Below are 25,851 nucleotides of genomic sequence, written 5' to 3' on the forward strand. Positions count from 1 at the left end.
GCTTTTTTCTCTAATTCGACCCAATCAGTCAATAGAATAACTTTTTGATATAAATTCAGTTTAGTTGCTTATTCTAGCATGGTAAAAGGTTTCGGCAATAGCCGATTACTATCGGCAACATGATTGCGACAATCGTTAATACAGTTAAGTTGATTTAGACGATTTAATAGAAATCGTTGAACAAACAAATCTATGCGTGTTTTAACTAAAAATTAATGTGCTTCATCCCAATTATTACCCACACCGACATCCACTTTTAACGGGACAGATAATTGGTAACAATTTTCCATAATAGATTTAATTTCAGTTCGATACGCATCAACTAATTCATGCTTAACCTCAAACACTAACTCATCGTGCACTTGCATAACCATTCTTATATTACCGGCTGACTGTTTTTTAATCCATTTACTCATCTCAATCATGGCAATTTTGATAATATCAGCAGCAGTGCCTTGCATCGGTGCATTAATCGCTGCGCGTTCCGCTCCGCGGCGCTCAATGCCATTTGTTGAGGTGATTTTTGGTAGATATAAACGTCGACCCGAAAGTGTTTCAACATAACCACGTTCAGCGGCTAACTGACGCGTTTGTTCCATATAGTTTTGTACGCCGGGATAACGTTCAAAATACCGATCGATATAAAATTGTGCTTCTTTGCGAGCTACATTGATTTGTTTCGACAAACCAAAAGCACTCATGCCATAAATCAGTCCAAAATTCACCGCTTTCGCTCGGCGCCTTTCTTCTGATGTCACTTCACTTTCGGACTTACCTAAAATTTCGCCCGCAGTTACGCGGTGGATATCTTTGTCATGAGCAAAAGCATTAAGTAAGCTTTTATCTTGCGACAAATGCGCCATGATACGTAACTCAATTTGTGAGTAATCCGCCGAGATGATCTTATACCCTTCTGGGGCAATAAACGCTTGACGAATGCGGCGACCTTCTTCATTTCGAACTGGAATATTTTGTAAATTTGGGTCATTAGAAGATAAGCGCCCCGTCACTGTACCAATTTGGTTATAATTGGTATGAATACGATGATCAATAGGGCTAATCATTAATGGTAATTTATCAGTATAGGTATTTTTAAGTTTTGCCAAGCCTCGATAAAACAGAATCATACGTGGCAATTGATAATCATTAGCAAGTTCACTTAGCACTTCTTCACTGGTTGATGGATCACCCTTAGGTGTTTTTTTCAATACCGGCAATTGATGCTTATCAAATAAAATGGCTTGTATTTGTTTTGGCGAAGCAGGATTAAATTTTTCGCCAGCCAAAAATTGTAGTTGTTGCTCGGTTTCCCTTAGTTTGCTGTCCAATTCCTTTGAATATTCATTGAGCAACTTAGCATCGACTAAAACGCCTGTTCTTTCCATCTCGGCAAGTACCAGAGCAAGCGGCATTTCAACATCAGTAAAGAGTTTGATTAATTTTGGATCTTTTTCAAGGCTTGGCCACAATTTATTATGCAGTTGTAGCGTAATATCGGCATCTTCAGCGGCATATTGAGTGGTTTTTTCAATATCAATGGCATCAATAGTTAGCTGTTTTTTATCTAACTTAGTCAGTTCATTATAAGTAATAGTTTTATGATTTAGGTAACGATGAGCCATACTATCCATATCATGACGTTCGGTGCTATTTAAGACATAAGATTCAAGCATCGTATCAAAAGCAATGCCTTGCACTTTAATATCATAATTAGCCAAAATACTATAATCAAACTTAGCATTTTGCGCGATCTTTTTGATATTAGGATTTTCTAAAATTGGTTTTAATTTTGTTAATACTTCATCAAGTGGTAACTGATCTGGAACCCCTAAGTATTGATGAGCTAGAGGAATATAAGCGGCTTGATAAGGAACCACACTTAACGATATTCCAACGAGCTTAGCATGCACATGATCAACACTATCTGTTTCTGTATCAAAAGCAAATTGTTTACTATTACTTAACTTAGTGAGCCATTCATCAAGTTGTGCCGACGTTAAAATGCATTGATAATCAGACTCTTTATTTTGTTTAACGTCTTCATTATCGGAAAATAATGGCACACCACCGCTAGGGAATGATTTTTGTTGTTTTAAGAAAGTACCTGCCATTAACTCTTTTTGCCAGCGGTGAAAACCATAATAGGCAAATAATTCGTTTAATGCATTCACATCAATATCACTTACCATCAGTTGTTCGCTAGTAAAATCCAATTCTACATCAGTTTTAATGGTGGCAAGTAAATAAGAGAGTTCAGCCTCTTCTTGGTTATCAATCAGTTTTTGTTTTAAAGATTTTGCGCCACGAATTGAAAGTTTTTCAATTTCATCAAGACGAGCATAAATATCTGTTATGCCACTAAATTCAGCTAATAAGCTTTGAGCTGTTTTTTCACCAACACCAGGAACGCCAGGAATATTATCGGAAGAATCGCCACGCAGTGCTAAATAATCAATAATTTTCTCGGGTGGAACACCAAATTTTTCGATCACCCCTTGAGGATTAAGTACGGTGTTATTCATAGTGTTAATTAAAGTAATGTTATGACTCACTAACTGAGCCATATCTTTATCACCAGTACTAATTAGCACATCCAGATTTTCGCTTTCAGCTTGTCTAGCTAACGTACCAATAACATCATCAGCTTCAACACCTTCAATACACAGTAAGGGTAATCCCATTGCTTTCAAAATAGTATGAATAGGCTCAATTTGAGGGCGAAGATTTTCAGGCATCGCTTCGCGGGTTGCTTTATATTCGCTATAAATCTCATTACGGAAAGATCCCCCTTTAGCATCAAAAACCACAGCAATATGAGTCGGATTAAATTGATTAATTAAACTACGAATCATATTAATGACACCAAAAATAGCCCCTGTTGGTTCACCTTTGGCATTAGTTAACGGAGGACATGCAAAAAAAGCACGATAAAGATAAGAAGAACCATCAATTAAGATAATGGGTGTGTTATTTGGCATCATAATCACCTAGGTTATGCTATATAATAGTGAATAGTATAACCTAATTGGCAATAATATTCTTATTATGACCGATAATATAACGTAAAAATGTTTAATATGAATCATACACTTTAGTATAAAAAACGCGTAAAAAACTGTATCTTACACTGTGACTGTTATATAATATCACATCTATTTTTTGCCTGAGTATTTGATAAATGACACAATTAAGTCTAGCTGCGCAAAAAGTCAAAGCGGCCTTAGCTGATAAAAATCTTGAAACGCCATCATGTCGTCTAGCTATGGATAATAGTGAGCGTAAGGCTAAAATTGAAGCTCATTTTCGTGAAATTATGAAGTTAATGGAACTTGATTTAACAGATGATAGTCTGGCTGAAACACCACATCGAGTTTCTAAAATGTACGTTGATGAGATTTTTTCGGGGCTTTACTATGAAAACTTTCCGAAGATCACCTTAATTGAAAATAAAATGCAAGTTGACGAGATGATAACCGTTCGTGATATCACTTTAACCAGTGTATGTGAACACCATTTTGTCACCATTGACGGCAAAGCAACTGTCTCTTATATCCCTAAAGATAAAGTGATAGGCTTATCCAAAATTAACCGAATTGTCGAATTTTTTGCCTCACGTCCACAAGTACAAGAAAGGTTAACTCAACAAATACTCGTTGCCCTTCAAACCTTACTAGGGACGGTCAATGTGGCGGTCTCAATTGATGCAACCCACTATTGTGTTAAGGCTCGAGGCATTAAAGATTCAAGTAGTAGAACAACGACAACAGCGCTGGGCGGCGGGTTTAAAACAAATCCAAGTACCAGACAAGAATTTTTACGAGCACTTAATCATTATTAACAATAATAACCCGATTTGATTGATATTGATGTTAAACCCAAACTTAGCATTAAATATCGGTCTAAAACATATTAAAATAAGTGATGTAAGACAATAACAAATCCGACTTTATATTACGTGCATCTTCAAGAAAGATTGGTATAATTCTCGGCTACTTAATATAAATAACATTGTTTTCATGAAGATTATCCGTGGTATCGCTAATTTAAAAAATCAATTTTCTCAATGCGTTTTAACATTAGGAAATTTTGATGGTGTGCATTTAGGTCACCAGCAATTAATTCATCATCTTATTAAACAAGGTAAAAAATTAAATTTACCGACTGTGTTAATGTTATTTGAACCACAGCCATTAGAGTTTTTTAATCCTAATAATGCGCCTTCACGGTTAACATCATTTCAAGAAAAGGTGATTTTTATTAAAGAGCTTGGGATTGATTATATTATAGCGATTCCATTTACTCAGACCTTTGCCCGCATGTCAGCTGATTGTTTTATTCAAGATTGGTTAATCAATAAGCTAAAAGCCAAATTTATCACTATTGGTGATGACTTTCGATTTGGATTCGAACGGCGAGGTGATATCAACCTTTTACAACACTATGCACATCAACACGATTTTGCTGTGGAAAATATGCCGACATTTGTTTGGAATCATTTAAGAATTAGTAGCACAGCAGTGCGCCAAGCTTTGTTGAATAATGATTTTCAATTAGCACACAGTTTATTAGGGCGTGATTACACCATCCAAGGTCGTGTGGTGCACGGTAATGCGTTGGCAAGACAACTCGGTTTTCCAACAGCTAATATTCATCTACATCGAAAAAAACCTGCATTGCAAGGGGTTTATGTGGTTAAAGTTAAAAATTGCTGTAACCAACAACACTATTTTGGCATTGCTAATATTGGCTTAAGACCGACTATTCAAGGAAAAAAAGCAGTTTTAGAAGTGAATCTATTTGACTTTTCGGGTGACATTTATGGACAATATTTAGACGTGACTTTTGTCCATAAATTGCGCGACGAGAAAAAATTTGACTCATTGGCTGAGTTAAAACAACAAATTACACAAGATGTTTGCACTGCCAAACAGATCAGTGCACAATTAACCCATTAAAAAGAAGTAGTATCAACCAAATTAACTGGAATAAATCAGCATGACAGATTATAAAAATACACTAAACTTACCGGAAACGGGCTTTCCAATGCGAGGCGATCTTGCTAAACGAGAACCGGCAATGTTACAAAATTGGTACGATAAAGAACTTTATCGTAAAATCCGCCAAGTAAAAAAGGGTAAAAAAGCCTTTATTTTGCATGATGGACCTCCATATGCCAATGGCAAACTTCATATTGGTCATGCAGTTAACAAAATAATTAAAGATATTATCATTAAATCAAAAGGGTTAAGTGGTTATGATTCCCCATATATTCCAGGTTGGGACTGTCACGGCTTACCGATTGAGCAAAAAGTTGAAGAACAAGTAGGAAAACCGGGCGTAAAAGTAACACCTGCTGAGTTTCGTCAAATTTGTCGTGATTATGCCGCTTCACAAGTTGAACTACAAAAAGCCGATTTTATTCGTATGGGTGTGCTGGGTGATTGGCAAAATCCATACCGTACAATGGACTATGATACTGAAGCCAATATTATACGTGCTTTAGGAAAAGTCATTCAAAATGGTCATTTAGTTAAAGGTGCTAAACCTGTTTATTGGTGTACTGATTGTATGTCATCGTTAGCTGAAGCCGAAGTTGAATACTACGATAAATCTTCACCAGCCATTGACGTAAAATTCAAAGCGATGGATAACCAAGCTGTGGCTAATAAATTTGGTGTCAATACTGATTTAACCATCTATGCCGTGATTTGGACAACAACACCTTGGACATTGCCGGCAAGCCGAGGTATTGCCTTAAATGCTGACTTTGAATATCAACTGGTACAAATCAATGATAAAGAATGCTTAATTTTAGCCACTGACCTTGTCGAATCAGTTATGAAACGTGCCGAAATTTCAGAGTGGAAAATTATTGGCAGCTGTAAAGGTGATGCGCTTGAGCTATTACGCTTTAAACACCCTTTCCTTGACTTTGACGAACCTATTGTACTCGGTGATCATGTTACTGTTGATGCCGGTACAGGTGCAGTGCACACCGCACCAGGTCACGGTGCGGAAGACTTTATTGTCGGTCAAAAATATGGTCTTGAAGTGGCTAACCCTGTTGGTGGCAATGGCTGCTATTTACCGGGTACAGGTGCAGGTTTAGATGGCTTATTTGTATTTAAAGCTAACAAAGTTGTAATTGAAATTTTAAAAGAAAATAATGCATTACTGCATTTTGAAAACATTGAACACAGTTACCCATGTTGTTGGCGACATAAAACACCGGTCATTTACCGAGCAACACCACAATGGTTCATCAGCATGGACAAACAAGGGTTACGTGCGCAATCATTAAAAGAGATCAAACAAGTTCGTTGGATCCCAGATTGGGGACAAGCACGAATTGAAACCATGGTAGCAAACCGCCCAGATTGGTGTATTTCTCGTCAACGTACATGGGGCGTACCAATGACGTTATTTGTGCATAAAGAGACCGAAGCGCTACACCCAGACACATTAGCATTAGTTGAAAAAGTCGCTAAATTAGTTGAACAAAATGGTATTCAAGCTTGGTGGGATGCAGATATTAGAGATCTATTAGGTCCTGATGCCGATGATTACCGTAAAGTACCCGACACATTAGATGTGTGGTTTGATTCCGGATCAACTTTCTATTCAGTCGTTGGGGTTCGCGCTGAATTTGCAGGTCATGAAGCAGACATGTACCTAGAAGGTTCAGATCAGCACCGTGGTTGGTTTATGTCTTCATTAATGTTATCAACCGCGATTGATAACAAAGCCCCTTATCGGCAAGTATTGACCCATGGCTTTGTGGTTGATGGTCAAGGCCGTAAAATGTCAAAATCACTTGGTAACATTGTGACACCACAAGAAGTAATGAATAAACTGGGTGCAGATATTTTACGTTTATGGATCGCCTCAACTGATTATTCCGGTGAAATGAGCTATTCCGATGAAATTATCAAACGCTCAGCCGATAGCTATCGTCGAATTCGTAATACAGCTCGCTTCTTATTAGCTAACTTAAATGGCTTTGACCCAGCTAAGGATATGGTAAAACCGGAAGATATGGTGGTGCTAGACCGATGGGCTGTTAGTATGGCTAAAGAAGCGCAAGAACAAATCATACAAGCTTATGAAAACTATGACTTCCATAAAGTTGTTCAACGTATTATGCAGTTCTGTTCAATTGAAATGGGCTCATTCTATTTAGATATTATTAAAGATCGCCAATATACAGCAAAAAGCGACAGTATTGCTCGCCACAGTTGCCAAACAGCGTTATATCATATTGCGCAAGCCATGGTACGTTGGATAGCGCCGGTATTATCGTTCACAGCTGATGAAATTTGGCAATACTTACCTGCATCACAAAAATCAGAATTTGTGTTTGAAGATGAATGGTATTGTTCACTCTTTAGTTTATCTGATAGTGAAGCATTAAATAGCGAATATTGGGCACAAATTTTAGCTATTCGTAGCGAAGTCAATAAAGTGCTTGAACAAGGTCGTAACGATAAAGTGATTGGTGGCTCACTTGAGGCTGCGGTGACACTTTACGCCGATGAAAAAATTGCGGATGCTTTAGCAAAATTAGAAAATGAATTACGTTTTGTTTTATTAACTTCACAAGCTAGTGTTAAAACATTAGCGTCTGCGCCAAAATCAGCAATACAAAGCGATATCAAAGGTTTGAAAATTGAATTGGCTAAAGCGCAAGGTGATAAATGTCCTCGTTGCTGGCATTATACTGTCGATAATGATCCAACAACGCATTTATGCAAACGTTGTGAACAAAACATCCATGGTAATGGTGAAATCAGGCATTTTGCTTAATAAATAGTCATTAATTCATCAAACAAGGGTTATAGGTAGCCACACTATAACAATTTAATTTCTTTACCGCCGACAATTGTCGGCGGAAACATAATGAGCATATACGCTATGAAAAAAAACAATGGGCTTTACTGGCTATTGTTAGCAATAGTTGTTTTTATTGTTGATATTGCAAGTAAATTCTGGATATTAGATCGCTTTGCTTTATATGAGTCAGTGAATCTTTTACCTTTCTTCTCAATCACTTATGTGCGTAATATTGGTGCAGCCTTTAGTATTTTTGAAGGCCAACGTTGGATGCTTGCATCTATTGCATTAATTATTAGTGGTGTAATTATCTATATGTTATATCGCAATACAGGCAGACAAAAATTAGAAAACTTTTCATTATCATTAATTTTAGGGGGCGCATTAGGAAATTTATTCGATCGCCTTTACCATGGTTTTGTTGTCGATTTTCTTGATGTCAATTTTGGTGATTGGCACTATCCAACGTTTAATATTGCAGACTGTGCAATTTGCGTAGGTATTGGATTATTTATTCTTAGCAGCTTAAAAAAACCCAAGAAGACCATCTAACATGCAAATTATTTTAGCGAATCCACGAGGCTTTTGTGCCGGTGTTGATCGTGCGATTACTATCGTTGAACGAGCACTAGAGTTATTTGGTGCACCAGTTTATGTCCGTCATGAAGTTGTTCATAACCGCTATGTGGTTAATCGCCTTAAAGAGTTAGGGGCTATTTTCATTGAAGAGATCAATGAGGTGCCAGACAATGCTATTTTAATTTTTTCAGCACATGGTGTGTCTAAAAGCGTTCGTGAAGAAGCAAAACAACGTCAACTTCGTATATTTGATGCTACTTGTCCATTAGTCACTAAAGTGCATATGGAAGTGGCTCGATCGAGTTATCGAGGTGAAGAAGTCATTTTAATTGGTCATGCTGGACATATTGAAGTCGATGGCACCATGGGGCAGTACAATAACCCAGAAGGTGGAATTTATCTGATTGAATCCATTGAAGATGTTGAAAAACTAAAAGTGAAAAACGAACAACACCTTTGTTTTACCACGCAAACCACACTATCAGTTGATGATACAGCTGAAATTATTGCTGCACTAAAAAAGCGTTTCCCAAATATCCGCAGCCCTCGTAAAAATGACATTTGTTACGCCACAACTAATCGCCAACAAGCGGTTAAACAGCTCGCTTCACAAGCAGATGTGGTATTAGTTGTTGGCTCTAAAAACTCGTCTAATTCAAATCGTTTAGCTGAACTCGCTAGACGCAATAGCAAGCATGCTTATTTAATTGATTTTGCCTCTGATATTGATCCCGCTTGGTTAACCAATGCCCGCACAATAGGAGTGACGGCAGGCGCTTCTGCACCCGATATTTTAGTCCAACAAGTTATCGATCGCTTAAAAAATTTAGGTTGTACAACACTCACCGAAACCGACGGTATTTTAGAAAATATTACGTTTGAAATACCTAAAGCACTTCGAATTGAAGTAAAAGCAAACTAACTGTTTAATTTGAGTGTTTTAGTTGCTCAAATTTTGCCAGTAGCTGATCATGGGTCTCGATATGCTCAGGATCAGCAATAATCGCATTTTGAATAGGACAAACACGTTGACAGGTTGAATGATCATAATAACCCACACATTCAGTACATTTATTGGGATCAATTTCGTAGGTGTCAAACCCCATCGAGATAGCCTCGTTCGGACACTCAGGTTCACACATATCACAATTAATACACTTAGAGGTTATTTTTAACGCCATTACTTTGTTTTTCTTAATCCACTTAAAAAATTTGCGCCATTATAACGCAATCCTTAATAAAACCTAAGATAAGATGCAGTAAGCAAATTCAAAATTAGTCTGTTTTATAAAAAAGGTAATGTATGAGTATACCTTTATCTAAGTAAGATAATATAAACTATTAGATTAGTTAAATGAGTATTTTTGTTGAAATTCAAAAATATCTTCCAAATTTTCATGCTACAACCAAAGAAAGCCTTATCACACTTAAAATTGCTTAAAATATTTTCATAATTATTACAATTTATTATCGTTAGTTATCAATGGCATTTGATTTTATACGATACAATGACGAAAAATTTTATAAAAAATAATAGGATGAAAAGATTGTCAAAGTTTTTAAAAATTAAAAATATTGCTATAACCTTTATTATATTAGCCATTATTTATCTTGTTTATTGGATTTTATCCCCTTCTGAAAAAGCAGTAAATTATATTACCGCACCAGTGACTAAAAGTAATATTGAAAAAACTGTTCTTGCCGATGGAACCATCAGTGCTTTTAAGCAAGTAAGCGTTGGTGCTCAGGTTTCTGGTCAAATCAAAAAATTATATGTGGAATTAGGCGATGAAGTTAAACAAGGCGATATGATTGCCGAAATAGATGATCTTAAACAAAATAATGATTTAAGACAGTCAGAAGCTTCATTAAATAGTTTAGAAGCTCAACGTAAATCGAAAAAAGCAAAATTAGTTAACTATCAACTTACTTACGATCGTCAATTAAAGTTAGTCAATAAAGGGGTTGGAATTCAATCCGATTTAGATGCCGCTAAAGCTGATCTTGATGGAATTAAAGCCGATATAGCAGCACTAGATGCAGATATTATCAGTGCTCAAGTTGCCGTTGATACCGCTAAAGTGAACTTAGGGTATACTAAAATTCGTTCGCCAATTGATGGTGTCATTGTGGCAATTCCGGTTGATCAAGGGCAAACTGTTAACTCTGTTCAAAGTGCGCCAACAATAGTCAAAGTTGCACAACTGGATAAAATGACCATTGAGGCACAAATTTCTGAAGCAGATGTGATTAATGTAAAAAAAGGCATGCCTGTTTATTTTACAATATTAGGCCAGCCCAATAAACGTTTTGAGGGATTAACACTACGAGCAATCGAGCCTGCACCAGACTCAATTAATACCGAAAGTTCATCTAACTCAAGTACCTCCTCTTCAACGACTAAAACAGCCATCTACTATAATGGTTTGTTTGATGTTGATAATCCAAATCACATTTTACGTATTTCGATGACAGCTCAAGTTTATATAGTGTTATCACAAGCTAAGGATGTGCTTACGATTCCATCACAAGCTATTGAAAAGAATTTAGATGACGATAAAGCTATTGTTTACGTACTTAATCAACATAATGATATTGAAGAGCGAAAAGTCAGTTTAGGTGTCAATAATAATGTTAATGTTGAAATCAAATCAGGGCTTAAAGAAGGAGAAGTCGTCATTGTAAGTAGTATCAATGGTGCACAACTCAATCCTAATGGACGGACCCCAAGGATAAGATTCTAATATGACAAATAATAACCCGCTGATTAAACTGGAAAATATAGTACGTGAATTCCCTGCTGGCGATTCAACCATAAAAGTGCTTAAAGGTATCAATTTGTCGATTAATGCTGGTGAAATGGTTGCCATTATTGGCGCTTCAGGATCGGGCAAATCAACTTTAATGAATATTTTGGGTTGTTTAGATAAACCCAGTTCGGGGGTTTATACTATTGGAGGTCGAACCACTAATCAATTATCCCCCGATGAATTAGCCGAATTACGTCGTGAACATTTTGGTTTTATCTTCCAACGTTATCATTTATTAAGTGCCCTTACTGCGCAAGGGAATGTCGAAATTCCAGCAATTTATGCTGGCGCATCTAATGAATTTAGGCAACAACGTGCTGTTGAAATTTTAACGCGATTAGGGTTAGAAGATAAAATCAATAACAAGCCGAATCAATTATCTGGCGGTCAGCAGCAACGAGTCAGTATTGCGCGAGCGTTAATCAATGGTGGGCAAGTGATTTTAGCCGACGAACCAACCGGCGCGCTAGATCGTAAAAGCGGTTTAGAAGTTATGGCAATATTGCGCGAACTTCATAAACAAGGCCATACTGTCATCATTGTGACTCACGATAGCAATATTGCCCAAAGTGCACAGCGCATTATAGAAATCAGTGATGGTAATATTATTTCAGATGCTAGTAATCCTAACTATCATGATGATGATGATAATCGACAAATAAAACAGATAGAAACAACCAAAACACAAGATAACTGGTTAGCCAAATACTATCGTTTTCGTGATGCATTTAATATGGCAATATTATCTATGTTATCACAGCGACTACGTACTTTTTTAACCATGCTTGGTATTATTATTGGTATCGCCTCTGTTGTGTCAATGGTGGCATTAGGGCAAGGAACCAAGCAAAAAATTCTGTCTGACATTAATTCATTAGGAACAAGCACCTTAGAAATTTATGCTGGTAATGGATTTGGTGATCGTAATGCCGATAAAATCACAACATTGCGATCTTCTGATGCTGACTTTTTAGCCAAACAAAGTTTTGTCCATAGTACCACGCCTAACCTTTCAACTAGTGTCTATTTTCGCGTTAATAATTTGGCGGTAACAGGAACGGTTAATGGGGTTGGTGAACAGTATTTTACTGTGCGTGGTTATAATATAACTAAAGGTAAAGCGTTTGATCACGCAAGTGTTCTGTCGTCCGCGCAAGATGCTGTCATCGATGAAAATACCGTTAATCGCTTATTTAATAATCAAGATCCAATTGGTAAAATTATTATGGTTGGGCAACTACCAGTTAAAGTCATTGGTATTGCAACTAAACAACAGCAAGGCTTTGGTAGTAATGAAAGCCTGAATATTTGGTTACCTTATACCACAGTGATCAATCGCATGGTTGGGCAAACATCATTAAAAAGCATTACTGTTAGAGTAAATGATAATGTTGATCTATCCGTAGCAGAACAAGCGATTAATAAGATTATGCTACAACGCCATGGCACTAAAGACTTTTTTATATTTAATTCCGATAGTATTCGTGAAACCGTGAATTCTTCAACATTGGTGTTAACATTATTAATCTCAACTATTGCGTTAATTTCACTGTTGGTTGGCGGTATTGGCGTAATGAATATTATGCTGGTGTCAGTCACAGAAAGAACGCGAGAAATTGGGGTAAGAATGGCGGTTGGAGCTCGCTCTAGTGATATTCTTCAACAATTTTTAATTGAAGCAGTGTTAGTCTGTTTAATTGGTGGTATTTTGGGAATTATACTATCATTTGCGGTTGGGCTGATTTTCAATTATTTTGTCTCTTTATTTGCTATGAGTTTTTCAATCATTTCAATTATTGCGGCATTTAGTTGTTCAAGTATCATTGGTATTATTTTTGGTTATTTTCCTGCCAAACGAGCGGCAAAACTTGATCCAATTTATGCACTAGAACGTGAATAATACTCCAATAAAATCCCTTTGCTGAAATAACTCAAACAAAGGGATTGATTAATTTACAGCTCGCTAATTGATTAATGCAATGAATATTTTCTATGTATCTATCAATTATTTAAACAGTAATAAATTACTCATTACTGTTTGCTTGTTTATCATGAGCTTTGACATTCGGATCTAAACCAACTAAAAAGGCTGTAACCCTCGCATAATCTTTAATAAATGCATCATCACTTGACACATCTAACCCTTTAGTATTGATATAGAATTTACGATTAACAATCCAAGTTGGTATGGATGTTGGCTGCATTTCTTTAATAGCATTAGCTTGTTGCGCCATAAAAGCTTTAACTAAAAAGCTGTCTTTGGTTTTATCATAAGTTTCAGAATCCACACCGAGTTCAGCAAATACAGCTTTAATATCATCTGGCGTTTTTATACTACGATCTTTTTGTACTGCATTATACAGTGCTGGTGAAACTTTATCTTCAATACCAAGTACATTAGCAATCGCCCATGCTTGAGCTAAATCTTGAGCAAGTGGACCAAAATCCAATAAATGATAACGTTTAATTTTGATATCTTGAGGGATAGCTTTAGCTATAACTTGTGAACCATGATATTGGTTTTCAAATCTATAACAACTAGGACAATTAAACGAAAAAAATTCGATCACTTCTTTATCTGGCGATGGATTAGTGGGTAATACAATATATTGTTTATCCACTTCAATCGGAGCTTGAGTCGTCGCCGGAGCGGCTGTTTGCGATGCATCTGTTTTTGCATTAGAAGGCGCTTCATCAGCAAAACAATTTACCGAAAACAGTAATACTCCCATAGCAATAAGCGTTTTTTTCATTTAACTAATTCTCCTTATTCTTTAATGATGCCGCGAGCTTTTAATAGTGCGGTTTTAAAATCTTCTTCATAATCTTTTTTTAGTCCGGGAATGACTTCACTTTTATCAGCATCGCGCATCTTTAAGTGATAGATTAACACTTCATCGCCCAGATCTTTTAAATCGCCCTCGAAGCCAGCTTCCTGACCGAGTTTAACTAAAAATTGTAACAAACTGAGATCTGAATCATTTTCCCAAGCTGACTTTAATAATTCCATTACTTCATCAATACGATGACATTTCATAAATTATACCTTTTTTGAATCTTCAAACCCATTGAAGATGATGATTTAATATTTTATTTTGATATTGTGTTACTCATTAGTTTAAGCATAACACTATTGATAAAACAATTTATCAAAATAAATGATGTAAACATGTTTAATTGAATTTATCAATTATTCCATACCTGAAAAACCATTACAGATATATTTCATTTTCCAATTACAACACTTGATTACTTAATCTAAGTATGAAGACTATGTTATAAATTGTACGATTTAAAATAACTTTGCTATATAGTAATGTTATTTTGTGTTTTGGCAATGTAAAAGAGAAATAATTTATGCAGAAAAGCGCTATTACCGCAATCGTTTTAGCTGGAGGTCAAAGCTCACGCATGAATGGTGAAGACAAAGGCTTAATCTTATTAAATGACAAAGCGCTTTATCAACATGTTATTGATCGCATTGCGCCTCAAGTCGGCACACTAATGATCAATTGCAATCGTCATTTAGATCAATATCAAAAAGCAGGTTATGCCATATTTAGTGATGATTTAGAGGGTTTTTTAGGACCACTTTCGGGCATCTATAGCGGATTACGTCGGACCAATACCGATTGGAACTTATTTGTTAGTTGTGATACCCCTTATTTACCCAAGGATTTAATTGCCCGTTTAGCAAAATATACGACCAATTATAGCGCTATCTACCCTTTTGATGGCAAATACGCTCATCCAACGATTTTACTTATACATCGTTGTGTACTTGTACAATTAGAACAATATTTAGCACTAGGGAACCGCAAACTAATGCTATTTTTGCAGCAAGTACAAGCTAAAGCCGTAGATTTTAGTGATACGCCAACATCTTTTGTGAATATTAATACCTATGACGAATTAGCCAACGCACATTTATCCTAAATCAAATTTTACGATAACCATGATTGCAATAGTCTATCTAACCTATCAATTTCATCTATTTGAGTTGACCATGAAGTACAAAAACGTAAACAGCAGTTATGGTCATCGATAGGACCTAAATTATCAACCGCATAATGAGCAATAATTTTTTCAGCCAGTTGGTTGGGAAAATTAACAAATAGTTGGTTAGTTTGTGGTTTGCTGGCAAATGTTAATCCAGCTTTTTCAAAAACAATTTTTAGTTTATCGGCCATATTATTACTGTGTTGCCCTAACTGGAAGTACAAATCATTTTGCATCAACTCATTCATCTGTACAGCAACAATCCAGCTTTTTGCTAATATTGCACCTTTTTGCTTCATACTAAAACGAAAGTCTTGATTAATAGATAGATTATTAAAAATAACCATTTCACCAGCAAACGCCCCGACTTTGGTTCCACCAATATAAAATACATCAGTGTATTTAGCTAAATCAGGCAAAGTCAGATCATTATCTTTTGCTGCCAATGCCATCGCTAGGCGGGCACCATCTAAATAGAGAAAAAGGCGATTTTTTTGGCAATATTGATAAAGATTTTTAAGATCTTGCTGACTATATATTGTGCCTAATTCAGTGGTATTAGAGATGTAAATAAGCTTAGGTTGTACCATATGTTCATCACTATGATGAAATAATACAGGTTCTATCAATTCCGGCGTAAGTTTTCCATCAGCTGTTGGCACCGAGATTACTTTATGCCCTGTCGCTTCAATCGCTCCGGTTTCATGCACGTTAATGTGTCCGGTATTCGCGGCAATTACGGCTTGATAGGGTTTTAAAATATGTGAAATGACCGTTAGATTGGTTATTGTGCCACCAGGCATAAAATGCACATCAGCATGAGGAGATTGTAATCGTTTTTGGATATTTGTTATAGCTTGTTTGCAATATTCATCTAAACCATAACCCGCTAATTTCTTATTATTAATAGCAATAAAACTTTCTAACAAACTGGGGTGAACAGTTTGATTGTAATCATTCAAAAAATCGTTCATATTATTCTCTTTTTGAACATCTGCTGCAAAAAATCATGTAATATTGTTTATCTATCGAATATGGTACATTAACATAAACTAGTGATGAATAAAAAAAAGATTATCGGAATTTGTGGTTATAGCGGTAGTGGCAAAACTACATTGTTAAAACAGGTTATTCCACTACTTATTAAACAGGGCGTTAATGTAGGCTCATTAAAACATGCCCATCATGACATCGAGTTAGACATCCCTGGTAAAGATAGTTATGAATTGCGTAAGGCCGGCTCAGTACAAACAGCCATCGTATGCGATAATCGTTATGCAATTATTCATGAAACGCCCAATAAACCAGCAGATCTGACTACACTGATAAATCAGTTTACAGATGTAGACATCATATTAATTGAAGGATTTAAACACGAAAAAATACCTAAAATTATCTGTCATCGTCAAACCATTAGTCATCCCGTTTTTATCGATGACTTTACGCTTGCTATCGCCAGTGATAACCAATTAGATATATCGATTCCATTGCTGGATATCAATCAACCACAACAAGTTGTGAAGTTTATACTCGATTACCTATTTAACTGATCTAATGATGATGTTCTGATTGGCAATAAAACGTATTGAGTAAAGTTAATTTTTTATAGCGATGTAACTCATTTACTAGCTTGTTTAACATAAATAGCCAATTGAAAAATGAAAGATTGATATTCCAAACAAAAATTTATAAACATTAAATAAAACAATGTAAATGATATGTTAATATAGCTAACCTTTAGCTATATCCTGATTTAAGCAATATGCATCCATTATTAAAAAAGATATTAATCAAAACAAGAAACGTAGTTATTGGATTAATGCTGTTATCTATTTTTCTCATTTTAATAATGCGTTGGATCGATCCGATTGGCTCAATGTTAATGGTGGAAAGAAAAATTGTTAATTGGGGCATCACACAACAGCGGGAATGGAAAGATTGGGATGCAATTTCAGACAATATTAAAATCGCAGTTATTGCTTCAGAAGATCAGAACTTTGCAACACACTGGGGCTTTGATTTTGATGCAATTAATCGAGCATTGAAACACAATCAAAATGCAAAAAAAATTCGTGGCGCAAGCACTATTACCCAACAAGTAGCTAAAAATATTTTTTTATGGCCATCACGAAGTTGGCTACGTAAAGCAATAGAATCTTGGTTTACTATCTGGATTGAGTTAATTTGGTCAAAACAAAGAACCCTTGAAATCTATTTAAATAGTGTAGAATGGGGGGAGGGGATTTTTGGCATTGAAGCAGCATCTCGTTATTATTTTAATGTCAGTGCAAATCAATTAACGCCTTATCAAGCGAGTTTACTTGCAGCAACGTTACCTAATCCAAGAAAATGGAGCCCAGCCACCCCCACAAACTATGTCCAAAAAAAAGCAGAATGGATTCGAGCGCAAATGGCTAATCTTGGTGGTAAAAATTATTTAAAACAGATGGAGTAAAAACTGTTTTAAATTAATGTCTGAATAAATTCGGGTACCACCTGACTTGCTGGGCCATAAATTTTAGTTTGAAATAAACTTTCGCCTAAGCTTGGCTCTAAATTAAGTTCAATCGTTTTAGCACCGGATTGATTAGCAATTTGAACAAAACCGGCGGCAGGATAGACATTGCCCGATGTGCCAATTGAAATAAAATAATCTGCTTGTGATAATGCATCATAAATTTGATCCATCTGTAATGGAATTTCACCAAACCAAACAATATGCGGGCGTATTAATTTATTTTGTTGATAATTAATATCGTTGAAACAGTCAATAATTTCTCCGGTTTTTTCATTACGCGCTTTTAATAATTCGCCATGCATATGAATAATATTTTTCGATCCAGCTTGTTCATGTAAGTTATCAACATTTTGAGTTACAACCAATACATTATTTGAACCGAGTTTTTGTTCTAACTCAGCCAGTGCAATATGAGCTTGATTAGGTTTTACCGATGGATCTTGCAATTTTCTTCGTAACATATTGTAAAAATTATGCACCGCAATGGGATCACGACGGTAACCTTCATAAGTGGCAACATCATTAACATCATAACCTTCCCATAATCCATTTTGGGCTCGAAAGGTTGATAACCCCGATTCGGCTGAAATGCCAGCCCCTGTTAAAATGACAATTTTGGGCGTTTTTAACATATCTATTTTCCTTTTTATTGATAAGTTAAATAATCTACTAAGATATAAAAGATTATTGGCTATATTCGGTGGTAAATATATGTAAGGCTGGTTGGCTTAATTTTTGATATTGGCTGTAAGCACTTGCTACTTTAAGCCTTATTTCATCTTTTGATTCACCATCCAACCAACTGTTAATCATAGCATGAATACTATAAGCTTCTGGTGCCATACGGTGCAAGGTTAAGATCAATGGATTAATACCTAAATGAGATAGTGGTGGAGTAAAATATTTCTGACTTTTACAAGCAAATACAGCAGCATAACGCGATTTTTGCTTTTCTTGTTGAGTTTTAGATAATGTGCTCCAACGCCAACTACCTGGTAAATAACTGCGCCAAGATGGCGTTTCCATTAATGCATTATGCCCAATATAAACAACAAGATCAGCGTTACCACCAGCATTGATTTGTTTTTTATCTACTGATAATGACAGCGAATTTTTTCCCGCAGAATAGTCAATAAAATCATTTACCGTATCATCAATATATTTACCATCATAGGCTTGAGCAATAAGGTAAACATCTTGATTTTGATGTTTATATATTATCTCTTCTAATATTTTACCATCATTAGGCTTATTAACTTGTATAACTTGCCACTCTTTTTGCTTAGCAAAATAGGTTTTAAAACCGTAAGCCGCGCCCCAATAGAGATTATTTTTTGGATCTTGACCATTACCAATCGCAGCTGGAACAGGCGCTATACCTTGATATTTGTTATCACATAATGCGACCAGAACATGAATAACTTTTGTGTCGGCTAAACATGAAAAAGATAAAAAAAACGATAAGAATGATATCAACCATAAATAAGGACTAATTTTGTTCATAATTGATACTTTCCCCATCAATTTCATATTTAACTATAACTAAATTTTATACATCACTTTGCAAGAAATACATTTCAGCATACCGGCTGCATTCTGTTTAATCAATGTATCTTTCCAGATTTTATTCTTTCGCTAAGTAACACCGTTTTGACCAATAAAGGTATTTTTCATCATTATAATAAGTACATTGATTTTCTTGATTATACTATAATTATTTTAAAGTTAATGCGAGTCGACATTTCATACAATTTGTAAAATTTTATCAGTCAAATTATAGCGCATTCAATTGACATAATTATAAAAAATAGCCATATTTAAGCCAAAAGGTAAAACATATCCATTATTAGGAAAAGTTTCAAAGCTGTGGTTAGCGCTTGCTATGATGTCTAGTTCTAAATAGATTGCTAACTAGTATGTGAAATAGCTAATATTGACCAATATCCTCACCAAATGAAAGCATCATGGGATCAATAACGCCTCATTTTTGAATTGATTTGCCAACCAGTCGACAAAAAGAGAAGCACCAAGTAAATAGTAAGGTAATCAACATTGGTTTACGCTTAACCATATAGCTTAATGTGATAACTTGAAAGCGGTTTCCTTATAAATTTTATAGTTGTAATGTAAAAAATAAATAGACTGCTTTATGTTATCTACTTTTAAATAAAAACAATAACCATGTTAAATAAATAGCGTGAACCCTCGCTTAACGATCAAAAGTTGATATTAATTAACTTTACAGATGATATAATATTATCAATTAGTTAACTAAATTTTCAATGAAATCATAAGTTTTTATAAGGTATTTTTAAATGAAAACAATTGGCTTAATCGGCGGTATGAGTTGGGAAAGTACCGTTACCTATTATCAAGTAATTAATCAAATGGTAGCAAAATCATTAGGGGGGTTACATTCAGCGAAAACGCTATTATATAGCGTAGATTTTCAAGAAATTGAATTATGCCAAGCCAATGGTGAGTGGGATAAAAGTGCACTGATTTTAATTGATGCAGCCAAAAAATTACAAATAGCAGGTGCAGATTTTATTGTCATTTGTACCAATACTATGCATAAAGTCGCAGATCAGATTCAATCAGCAATTACTATTCCAATTATTCATATTGCAGATGTCACAGCTAAAAAATTGATTCAACAAGGTATTAAAACTGTAGCATTGTTAGGGACTAAATACACAATGGAGCAAGATTTTTATAAATCAAAATTGATTGACCAAGGCTTAATAGTATTAATACCGGATCAAGAAGATAGAAATGTTGTTAACCAAATTATTTACGATGAACTTTGTAAAGGGATTATTAAACCGGCATCTAAACAAGCTTACTTAACGATTGTTGATAAATTAGTTGAACGCGGAGCACAAGGTGTGATTTTAGGCTGCACAGAAATTGGTTTATTAATATCACAATCAGATCGAAATATCCCTTTTTTTGATACAGCCTTAATTCATGCAGAAGCCGCCGCTATGCTAGCAATAAGTCACTAAGCATTATCATTTTTATCGTTAATATATTCCAAAATATCTCCAGGTTGGCAATCTAAATATTCACAGATTGCCTCAAGTGTGGCTAGTCTAAAACCTTTCACTTTAGCTTGTTTAAGTAAAGATAGATTTTGTTCCGTAATACCGATAGCCATAGCTAAATCTTTAGATTTTACTTTTCGTTTAGCGAGCATTACATCTAGATTTATAGTAATTGGCATGTTTAATTCCCCTATACAAACTGCTGATTTTCTTCCGCTAGTTGGCATGCTTTTTTTAATATTTGTCCGATAACCATAATACTGATAGCTGGGAACAATACCATAATATCATCACTTGAAAACGAAAAAGAAAAATAACGTTCAGCTTGGTTGAAACTTAAAATTAAAGTTAACAAAGGCTCAGATAAAATACTAACAATAGACCAGATGACTAACATTTTACCAAAAATATAGCAGTGATTAGCTGACCTTTCTGAAAAGAAATCAGATTGACTGTATTTTAAAAAAAGTAATCGCAACTGATAAAATGCATAAATTAAAATAAAGATTTCTACAGTATCAATTAACGTTGCTAAAAAAGCCTGCCAAAACTCGAGTTTAGTTGGATCAACATCAACACTGTTAGATATAAAAAAAGAATATCCTCCTGATGCTAATCCAATATTTTCAATATTAAAAAAGTAATAAAGTAGTGGCGATAATGCACCAATCAACATAACTATGATAATAAGGGTTGTTAATAGTACCATAAATCGACAATATTGATTTAAGCGTAAGTTTGATCGAGCTAATGTTGTGTTCATATTTATTTCCTTTTTTATAAAGATTGAGCACAGTCTAGCCTATAAAAATAGAAATAACAATAATAAATTAAAGTGAAACGATAATTTTTTATCGTTTAATATTTATTTAAAATAAAATAGCAAAATCAATAGTGAGTAAAATTTAGTTATAAAAAAACCTTACTTTGTTACAAGTAAGGTTCAGGAAGTTAACATTAACGAAAAAAAATTATGCTTCGATTGCAACTCGTAATTTTTTCATTGCATTTTTTTCGAGTTGACGAATACGTTCAGCAGAAACACTATACTTATCAGCTAAAACTTGCAAAGTTGATTTACTATCGTCGGAATCTAACCAACGTGCTTTAATAATATCCTGACTTCGTTCATCCAATTGTGATAAAGCATCATGCAATTTATCTGTTGCGTCATTTTCCCAATTATCATTTTCAATTGATTTTGAGAAATCAGAATTACTATCTTCTAGATAAAGTGCTGGAGCAACAATAGAATTATCATCGTCATCACTATCTACATCAAATGACATATCTTGAGCAGACATTCGCGATTCCATTTCAAGGACATCTTTAGGTGTTACGCCAAGTTCATCTGCCACCATATCAACTTCTGCATTATTAAACCAACCTAAGCGTTGTTTATTCTTTCTTAAATTAAAAAATAATTTTCTTTGTGCTTTTGTGGTTGCAACTTTAACAATTCGCCAATTTTTAAGCACATACTCATGAATTTCAGCTTTTATCCAGTGTACAGCAAAAGAAACTAATCGAACCCCCATTTCAGGGTTAAAACGACGTACAGCTTTCATTAATCCAATATTACCTTCTTGAATCAAATCTGCTTGTGGTAAACCATACCCAGAATAACCTCGAGCAATATGCGCAACAAAGCGCAAATGAGATAAGATTAATTGTCGTGCAGCATCAACATCATCATGATAATAAAGTTTTTCACCTAACGATTTTTCTTCTTCTGCTGTTAACATCGGATAGGTGTTAATCATACGAAGGTATGATTCTATATTGCCTTGTGGGATTAAAGCACTTACTGGCATTTTTAAATCAGTACTCATTTAATTCCCTCCTTCATTTAAACTGATTTTGTTGCATAATTTTATGTATGCAACAATTTAAATTCTAACTGTTATATTAGACTACAAAAAAGTCAATTAGTTCACATTTTAATAAAATTTTTAACAATAAGTAACTATCTTATTTTTGTAATTAAGTAATGTACATTACTTTCAAATATTTTTTAGTCGCGATCAAGGCTGAAAGCCATCCAATAATTATTGAGAACAAAATAATTAATACACTTTCATCCCATGACAGTCCTTCTAAAGTAAATTTTGTTCCAAAAACAGTTGAAACGTGCAAAATAATTGAGTCAATTTGCCAAATGAATATTTTGGATAATATTAATGCAAGTACTGCACTGATAAACCCAATAAAAATCCCATTATACAAAAAAGGTCTTAATATAAAACCTTCAGTAGCACCAATTAATTGCATCACCAAAATCGTTTGTCGACGGGAAAAGATACTTAATCTAATACTATTGCCAATAACAAGTGATACAGCAATAATCATGAAAATCGAAATTGTCCAGACTATTGATTTTACCATGTCTGTCAATGCCATTAATCGCGTAAACCAGCTATCATCAAGTTGTACATCATCAACCCCTTCTATTTTCATGATTTGTGATTGTAATCCATGTAATATGCTAGTTTGCTTAGCCTCTTCTTTAGGAAAAAGAATAGCAACAGCAGGTAAAGGGTTTTCATCTAACAGATCAAGTGCTGTTGCAAAACCAGACCAAGTTTTAAATTCTTCTCGTGTATCATCTCGTGAAAGATAATCTATTTTCTCAACTTCTGGGTATGTTTTAAATTTACTAATTAATTCTTTAGTTTGTTCTGCCGTAAGTGATTTGTTGATATACACAGTTAAGTTTGGAGTTGGATACCATTGATGCGCTGCTTGATTTGCATTTTTCCACAACAAATAACTAATCGTTGGTAATGTTATTGAAATTGCAATGACAAAAATTGTCAATATTGAAGCAAAAATATGCTGACGAAAATCATTAAATACGTTATGCCATGCATAACTAATTTGTCTTTTCCATCGGGATAAAAAGCTATTTTTATTTTTCGATTTTGACTTAATAGTGTTAATGTTAGCGTTTATCATTATGTTATTCCTCTAAACGCCCTTGATTTAAATTTAGTATTCGATGGTGTTTACGACGAATAAGCCCCATATTATGGGTTGCCATTAATACGGTGACACCTGCTTGGTTAAACTCTTCAAATAGCTTTAAAATATCTTTCGAAAGTTTATCATCTAGGTTACCGGTTGGTTCATCGGCTAATAAGACGCTTGGACGATTAACAATGGCACGCGCTATTCCTACGCGCTGTTGTTCACCACCTGATAACTGTATAGGATAAAATTTCATTTTATCTATCAAACCGACTTTATCGAGCGCGGCCGAAACACGCCTACGAATTTCTTCGATAGGTTTTCCTAAAATAATTAATGGAATAGCCACATTATCATAAACAGTGTGATCCATTAATAATTGGTGATCTTGAAAAATCATCCCAATTGTGCGGCGTAAAAACGGCATATCTTGTTTTTTCAAGCTAGATACATTGATACCATTTAATAATACTTTGCCGTCATTAGCTTTTTCTAATCCACAAATTAAACGCATCAAAGTACTTTTACCTGCACCAGAGTGACCTGTTAAAAATGCCATTTCTCCGGATAATAATGTAAAGTTTATATTTTGAAGGGCGGGCTTTCCACCCGAGTAAACTTTACTTACATGCTGGAATTGGATCATGAGTTCTCTCTATTCATCTGTTTGTTCAAACAGCGCATTAATAAAATCATCAGCAACAAAAGGTCTTAAATCTTCAATTTTTTCACCAACACCGATGTAACGGATTGGAATATTAAATTGATCAGCAATGCTAAATATAATACCACCTTTCGCCGTACCATCTAATTTAGTTAATGTCATTCCTGTTACACCAACAGCCTCATTAAATAATTTAGTTTGGCTAATAGCATTTTGGCCTGTTCCTGCATCTATTGTTAACATGATTTCATGTGGAGCAGTCTCATCTTGTTTTTTAATCACTCTAACTATTTTTTTCAATTCATCCATTAGATGTGATTTATTTTGTAAACGACCTGCTGTATCGGCAATTAAGACATCTATTTTTTTTGCCTTTGCTGCTTGTATTGCATCAAAAATAACTGAGGCAGAATCAGCATTAACATGCTGTGCAATAACGGGGATATTATTTCGCTCACCCCAAACTTGTAATTGCTCAACAGCTGCTGCACGAAAGGTATCGCCTGCAGCAAGCATCACTGATTTACCTTGTTGTTGAAATTGACGAGCTAATTTACCAATTGTCGTTGTTTTACCAACACCATTTACCCCTACCATTAAAATAACAAATGGTTTATGACTTTCAATATCAAGCGGTTGATCAACCCCGTCTAAAATAGACTTCATTTCATGTTTTAAAATTTCATGAAGTGCATCTGCATCTTTTAACTCTTTTCTTGAGGCTTGTTGTGTTAATGAGCTTATTAATTTTTGTGTAGTATCAAATCCTACATCTGCAATAATCAGTTGTTCTTCTAGTTCTTCAAATAATTCATCGTCAATTTTTTTGCCTTTGAATAAATTTAAAAAACCCGATCCAATATTTTGTTTAGTCTTGAAAAGACCTTTTTTTAAACGAGCAAAGAAACCTTCTTTTTTTTGTTCAACCATAAATAAATTGTCCCATGAGCATAACTGATAATCATTTTATCTTATTTTAGAATAAACCCCAATGTATTCAATAAATGTGAATAATATTATTGAGTTATATTATTATAAAATAATGATAATAAGTGATGATTTAGTATTTATTAATGTGATCTATTTAAGCCTAAAGATCATTTACGCTGATAGATTGCCATTCACCTAACGGCAGATGCTGAGTAAATAGATTATAATTGCCAATTTGAACACGTATTAAACGTAAACAAGGATAACCAACCGCAGCACACATTCTTCTAACTTGACGATTTTTTCCTTCCGTAATAGTTAAACTTAGCCAAGAAGTAGGAATAGCTTTACGTTCACGAATAGGCGGAACGCGTTGCCATAGATTAGTCGGCGCTTCCAGCTTAGTCGCTATAGCTGGGGCTGTATAGAACTCTTTTAACTGAACACCTTGAGCGAGTTTATCTATAGCTTGTTGACTAATTACGCCTTCAACTTGTACCCAATAAG

At 34.8% G+C, this 25,851-nt stretch carries 23 protein-coding genes and 2 pseudogenes; 11 read left to right on the top strand and 14 right to left on the bottom strand.

Annotated elements, in window-relative coordinates; genetic code table 11:
* Positions 1-212: 212 nt before the first annotated feature.
* Complete coding sequence (gene polA / locus J3U56_RS09420) at positions 213-2,981, bottom strand: DNA polymerase I (RefSeq protein ID WP_416380336.1); 2,769 nt, start codon at positions 2,979-2,981, stop codon at positions 213-215.
* 197 nt (positions 2,982-3,178) lie between these two features.
* Here polA and folE point away from each other — a divergent pair, with 197 nt between their 5' ends.
* The 5 genes from folE (at position 3,179) to ispH (ending at position 9,331) form a co-directional block, all read left to right on the top strand.
* Entirely contained in the window at positions 3,179-3,838 is a 660-nt protein-coding gene (folE, locus tag J3U56_RS09425; protein WP_267334385.1) for a GTP cyclohydrolase I FolE, read from the top strand.
* Between the two features lie 178 nt (positions 3,839-4,016).
* A complete protein-coding gene (gene ribF, locus J3U56_RS09430; RefSeq protein WP_267367473.1) occupies positions 4,017-4,955 on the top strand; it encodes a bifunctional riboflavin kinase/FAD synthetase in 939 nt (312 codons plus the stop codon).
* Between the two features lie 40 nt (positions 4,956-4,995).
* A complete protein-coding gene (gene ileS / locus J3U56_RS09435; protein ID WP_267367476.1) occupies positions 4,996-7,803 on the top strand; it encodes an isoleucine--tRNA ligase in 2,808 nt (935 codons plus the stop codon).
* A 108-nt stretch (positions 7,804-7,911) separates the two neighbouring features.
* On the top strand, positions 7,912-8,382 hold the full coding sequence (gene lspA, locus J3U56_RS09440) for a signal peptidase II (protein WP_267334391.1): 471 nt from the start codon (positions 7,912-7,914) through the stop codon (positions 8,380-8,382).
* Between the two features lies 1 nt (position 8,383).
* Complete coding sequence (gene ispH / locus J3U56_RS09445; protein ID WP_267334393.1) at positions 8,384-9,331, top strand: 4-hydroxy-3-methylbut-2-enyl diphosphate reductase; 948 nt, start codon at positions 8,384-8,386, stop codon at positions 9,329-9,331.
* 4 nt (positions 9,332-9,335) lie between these two features.
* Here the strand turns inward: ispH and J3U56_RS09450 are convergent, their stop codons facing one another.
* Positions 9,336-9,590 (bottom strand): YfhL family 4Fe-4S dicluster ferredoxin, encoded by a 255-nt coding sequence (locus J3U56_RS09450; protein WP_267334395.1) that lies wholly within the window; start codon positions 9,588-9,590, stop codon positions 9,336-9,338.
* A gap of 357 nt (positions 9,591-9,947) precedes the next feature.
* Here J3U56_RS09450 and J3U56_RS09455 point away from each other — a divergent pair, with 357 nt between their 5' ends.
* Positions 9,948-11,153 (top strand): efflux RND transporter periplasmic adaptor subunit, encoded by a 1,206-nt coding sequence (locus J3U56_RS09455; RefSeq protein WP_416379613.1) that lies wholly within the window; start codon positions 9,948-9,950, stop codon positions 11,151-11,153.
* A 1-nt stretch (position 11,154) separates the two neighbouring features.
* Positions 11,155-13,119 (top strand): MacB family efflux pump subunit, encoded by a 1,965-nt coding sequence (locus tag J3U56_RS09460; protein WP_267367478.1) that lies wholly within the window; start codon positions 11,155-11,157, stop codon positions 13,117-13,119.
* 124 nt (positions 13,120-13,243) lie between these two features.
* On the opposite strand, the gene J3U56_RS09465 is transcribed toward J3U56_RS09460, so the two are convergent.
* Entirely contained in the window at positions 13,244-13,972 is a 729-nt protein-coding gene (locus J3U56_RS09465) for a DsbA family protein (RefSeq protein WP_267334401.1), read from the bottom strand.
* Between the two features lie 14 nt (positions 13,973-13,986).
* Entirely contained in the window at positions 13,987-14,256 is a 270-nt protein-coding gene (locus tag J3U56_RS09470) for a YihD family protein (RefSeq protein ID WP_065633215.1), read from the bottom strand.
* A 320-nt stretch (positions 14,257-14,576) separates the two neighbouring features.
* On the opposite strand from J3U56_RS09470, the gene mobA reads away from it, so the two are divergent.
* Positions 14,577-15,155, top strand: coding sequence for a molybdenum cofactor guanylyltransferase MobA (mobA, locus tag J3U56_RS09475; RefSeq protein ID WP_267367480.1), 579 nt, complete (start codon positions 14,577-14,579; stop codon positions 15,153-15,155).
* 8 nt (positions 15,156-15,163) lie between these two features.
* On the opposite strand, the gene J3U56_RS09480 is transcribed toward mobA, so the two are convergent.
* Positions 15,164-16,192 (bottom strand): threonine aldolase family protein, encoded by a 1,029-nt coding sequence (locus J3U56_RS09480; protein WP_267349103.1) that lies wholly within the window; start codon positions 16,190-16,192, stop codon positions 15,164-15,166.
* Positions 16,193-16,276: 84 nt separating this feature from the next.
* Here J3U56_RS09480 and mobB point away from each other — a divergent pair, with 84 nt between their 5' ends.
* Together mobB and mtgA are read left to right on the top strand one after the other, a co-directional pair.
* On the top strand, positions 16,277-16,768 hold the full coding sequence (mobB, locus tag J3U56_RS09485; RefSeq protein WP_267334410.1) for a molybdopterin-guanine dinucleotide biosynthesis protein B: 492 nt from the start codon (positions 16,277-16,279) through the stop codon (positions 16,766-16,768).
* A gap of 212 nt (positions 16,769-16,980) precedes the next feature.
* Positions 16,981-17,673 (top strand): monofunctional biosynthetic peptidoglycan transglycosylase, encoded by a 693-nt coding sequence (mtgA, locus tag J3U56_RS09490; RefSeq protein ID WP_267344792.1) that lies wholly within the window; start codon positions 16,981-16,983, stop codon positions 17,671-17,673.
* A gap of 8 nt (positions 17,674-17,681) precedes the next feature.
* On the opposite strand, the gene cobB is transcribed toward mtgA, so the two are convergent.
* Together cobB and J3U56_RS09500 are read right to left on the bottom strand one after the other, a co-directional pair.
* A complete protein-coding gene (gene cobB / locus J3U56_RS09495) occupies positions 17,682-18,368 on the bottom strand; it encodes a Sir2 family NAD+-dependent deacetylase (RefSeq protein ID WP_065633219.1) in 687 nt (228 codons plus the stop codon).
* A 52-nt stretch (positions 18,369-18,420) separates the two neighbouring features.
* The gene (locus J3U56_RS09500) at positions 18,421-19,239 is read right to left on the bottom strand and encodes a hypothetical protein (RefSeq protein WP_267349099.1); all 819 of its coding nucleotides are present in this window, start codon (positions 19,237-19,239) and stop codon (positions 18,421-18,423) included.
* 812 nt (positions 19,240-20,051) lie between these two features.
* Here J3U56_RS09500 and J3U56_RS09505 point away from each other — a divergent pair.
* On the top strand, positions 20,052-20,744 hold the full coding sequence (locus J3U56_RS09505) for an aspartate/glutamate racemase family protein (protein ID WP_267344796.1): 693 nt from the start codon (positions 20,052-20,054) through the stop codon (positions 20,742-20,744).
* On the opposite strand, the gene J3U56_RS09510 is transcribed toward J3U56_RS09505, so the two are convergent.
* The 7 genes and pseudogenes from J3U56_RS09510 to J3U56_RS09540 all read right to left on the bottom strand — a co-directional run.
* Entirely contained in the window at positions 20,741-20,962 is a 222-nt protein-coding gene (locus tag J3U56_RS09510; protein WP_267367482.1) for a helix-turn-helix domain-containing protein, read from the bottom strand. The two genes, J3U56_RS09505 and J3U56_RS09510, sit on opposite strands and share 4 nt — an antisense overlap.
* An 11-nt stretch (positions 20,963-20,973) precedes the next feature.
* The gene (locus J3U56_RS09515) at positions 20,974-21,546 is read right to left on the bottom strand and encodes a DUF2975 domain-containing protein (RefSeq protein WP_267367485.1); all 573 of its coding nucleotides are present in this window, start codon (positions 21,544-21,546) and stop codon (positions 20,974-20,976) included.
* Positions 21,547-21,754: 208 nt separating this feature from the next.
* Positions 21,755-22,615, bottom strand: a complete 861-nt coding sequence (gene rpoH, locus J3U56_RS09520) for an RNA polymerase sigma factor RpoH (protein ID WP_065633225.1) — start codon at positions 22,613-22,615, stop codon at positions 21,755-21,757.
* A 151-nt stretch (positions 22,616-22,766) separates the two neighbouring features.
* The gene (ftsX, locus tag J3U56_RS09525) at positions 22,767-23,738 is read right to left on the bottom strand and encodes a permease-like cell division protein FtsX (RefSeq protein ID WP_267367487.1); all 972 of its coding nucleotides are present in this window, start codon (positions 23,736-23,738) and stop codon (positions 22,767-22,769) included.
* A gap of 4 nt (positions 23,739-23,742) precedes the next feature.
* Positions 23,743-24,396, bottom strand: a complete 654-nt coding sequence (gene ftsE / locus J3U56_RS09530; RefSeq protein ID WP_065633227.1) for a cell division ATP-binding protein FtsE — start codon at positions 24,394-24,396, stop codon at positions 23,743-23,745.
* 9 nt (positions 24,397-24,405) lie between these two features.
* A pseudogene (gene ftsY / locus J3U56_RS09535) lies at positions 24,406-25,329 on the bottom strand (signal recognition particle-docking protein FtsY); the annotation flags it as partial.
* Positions 25,330-25,504: 175 nt separating this feature from the next.
* Positions 25,505-25,851: pseudogene (locus J3U56_RS09540) on the bottom strand (pseudouridine synthase); the annotation flags it as partial.

Source organism: Gilliamella sp. B2824 (genome assembly GCF_026536245.1).
Classification (GTDB): domain Bacteria; phylum Pseudomonadota; class Gammaproteobacteria; order Enterobacterales; family Orbaceae; genus Gilliamella.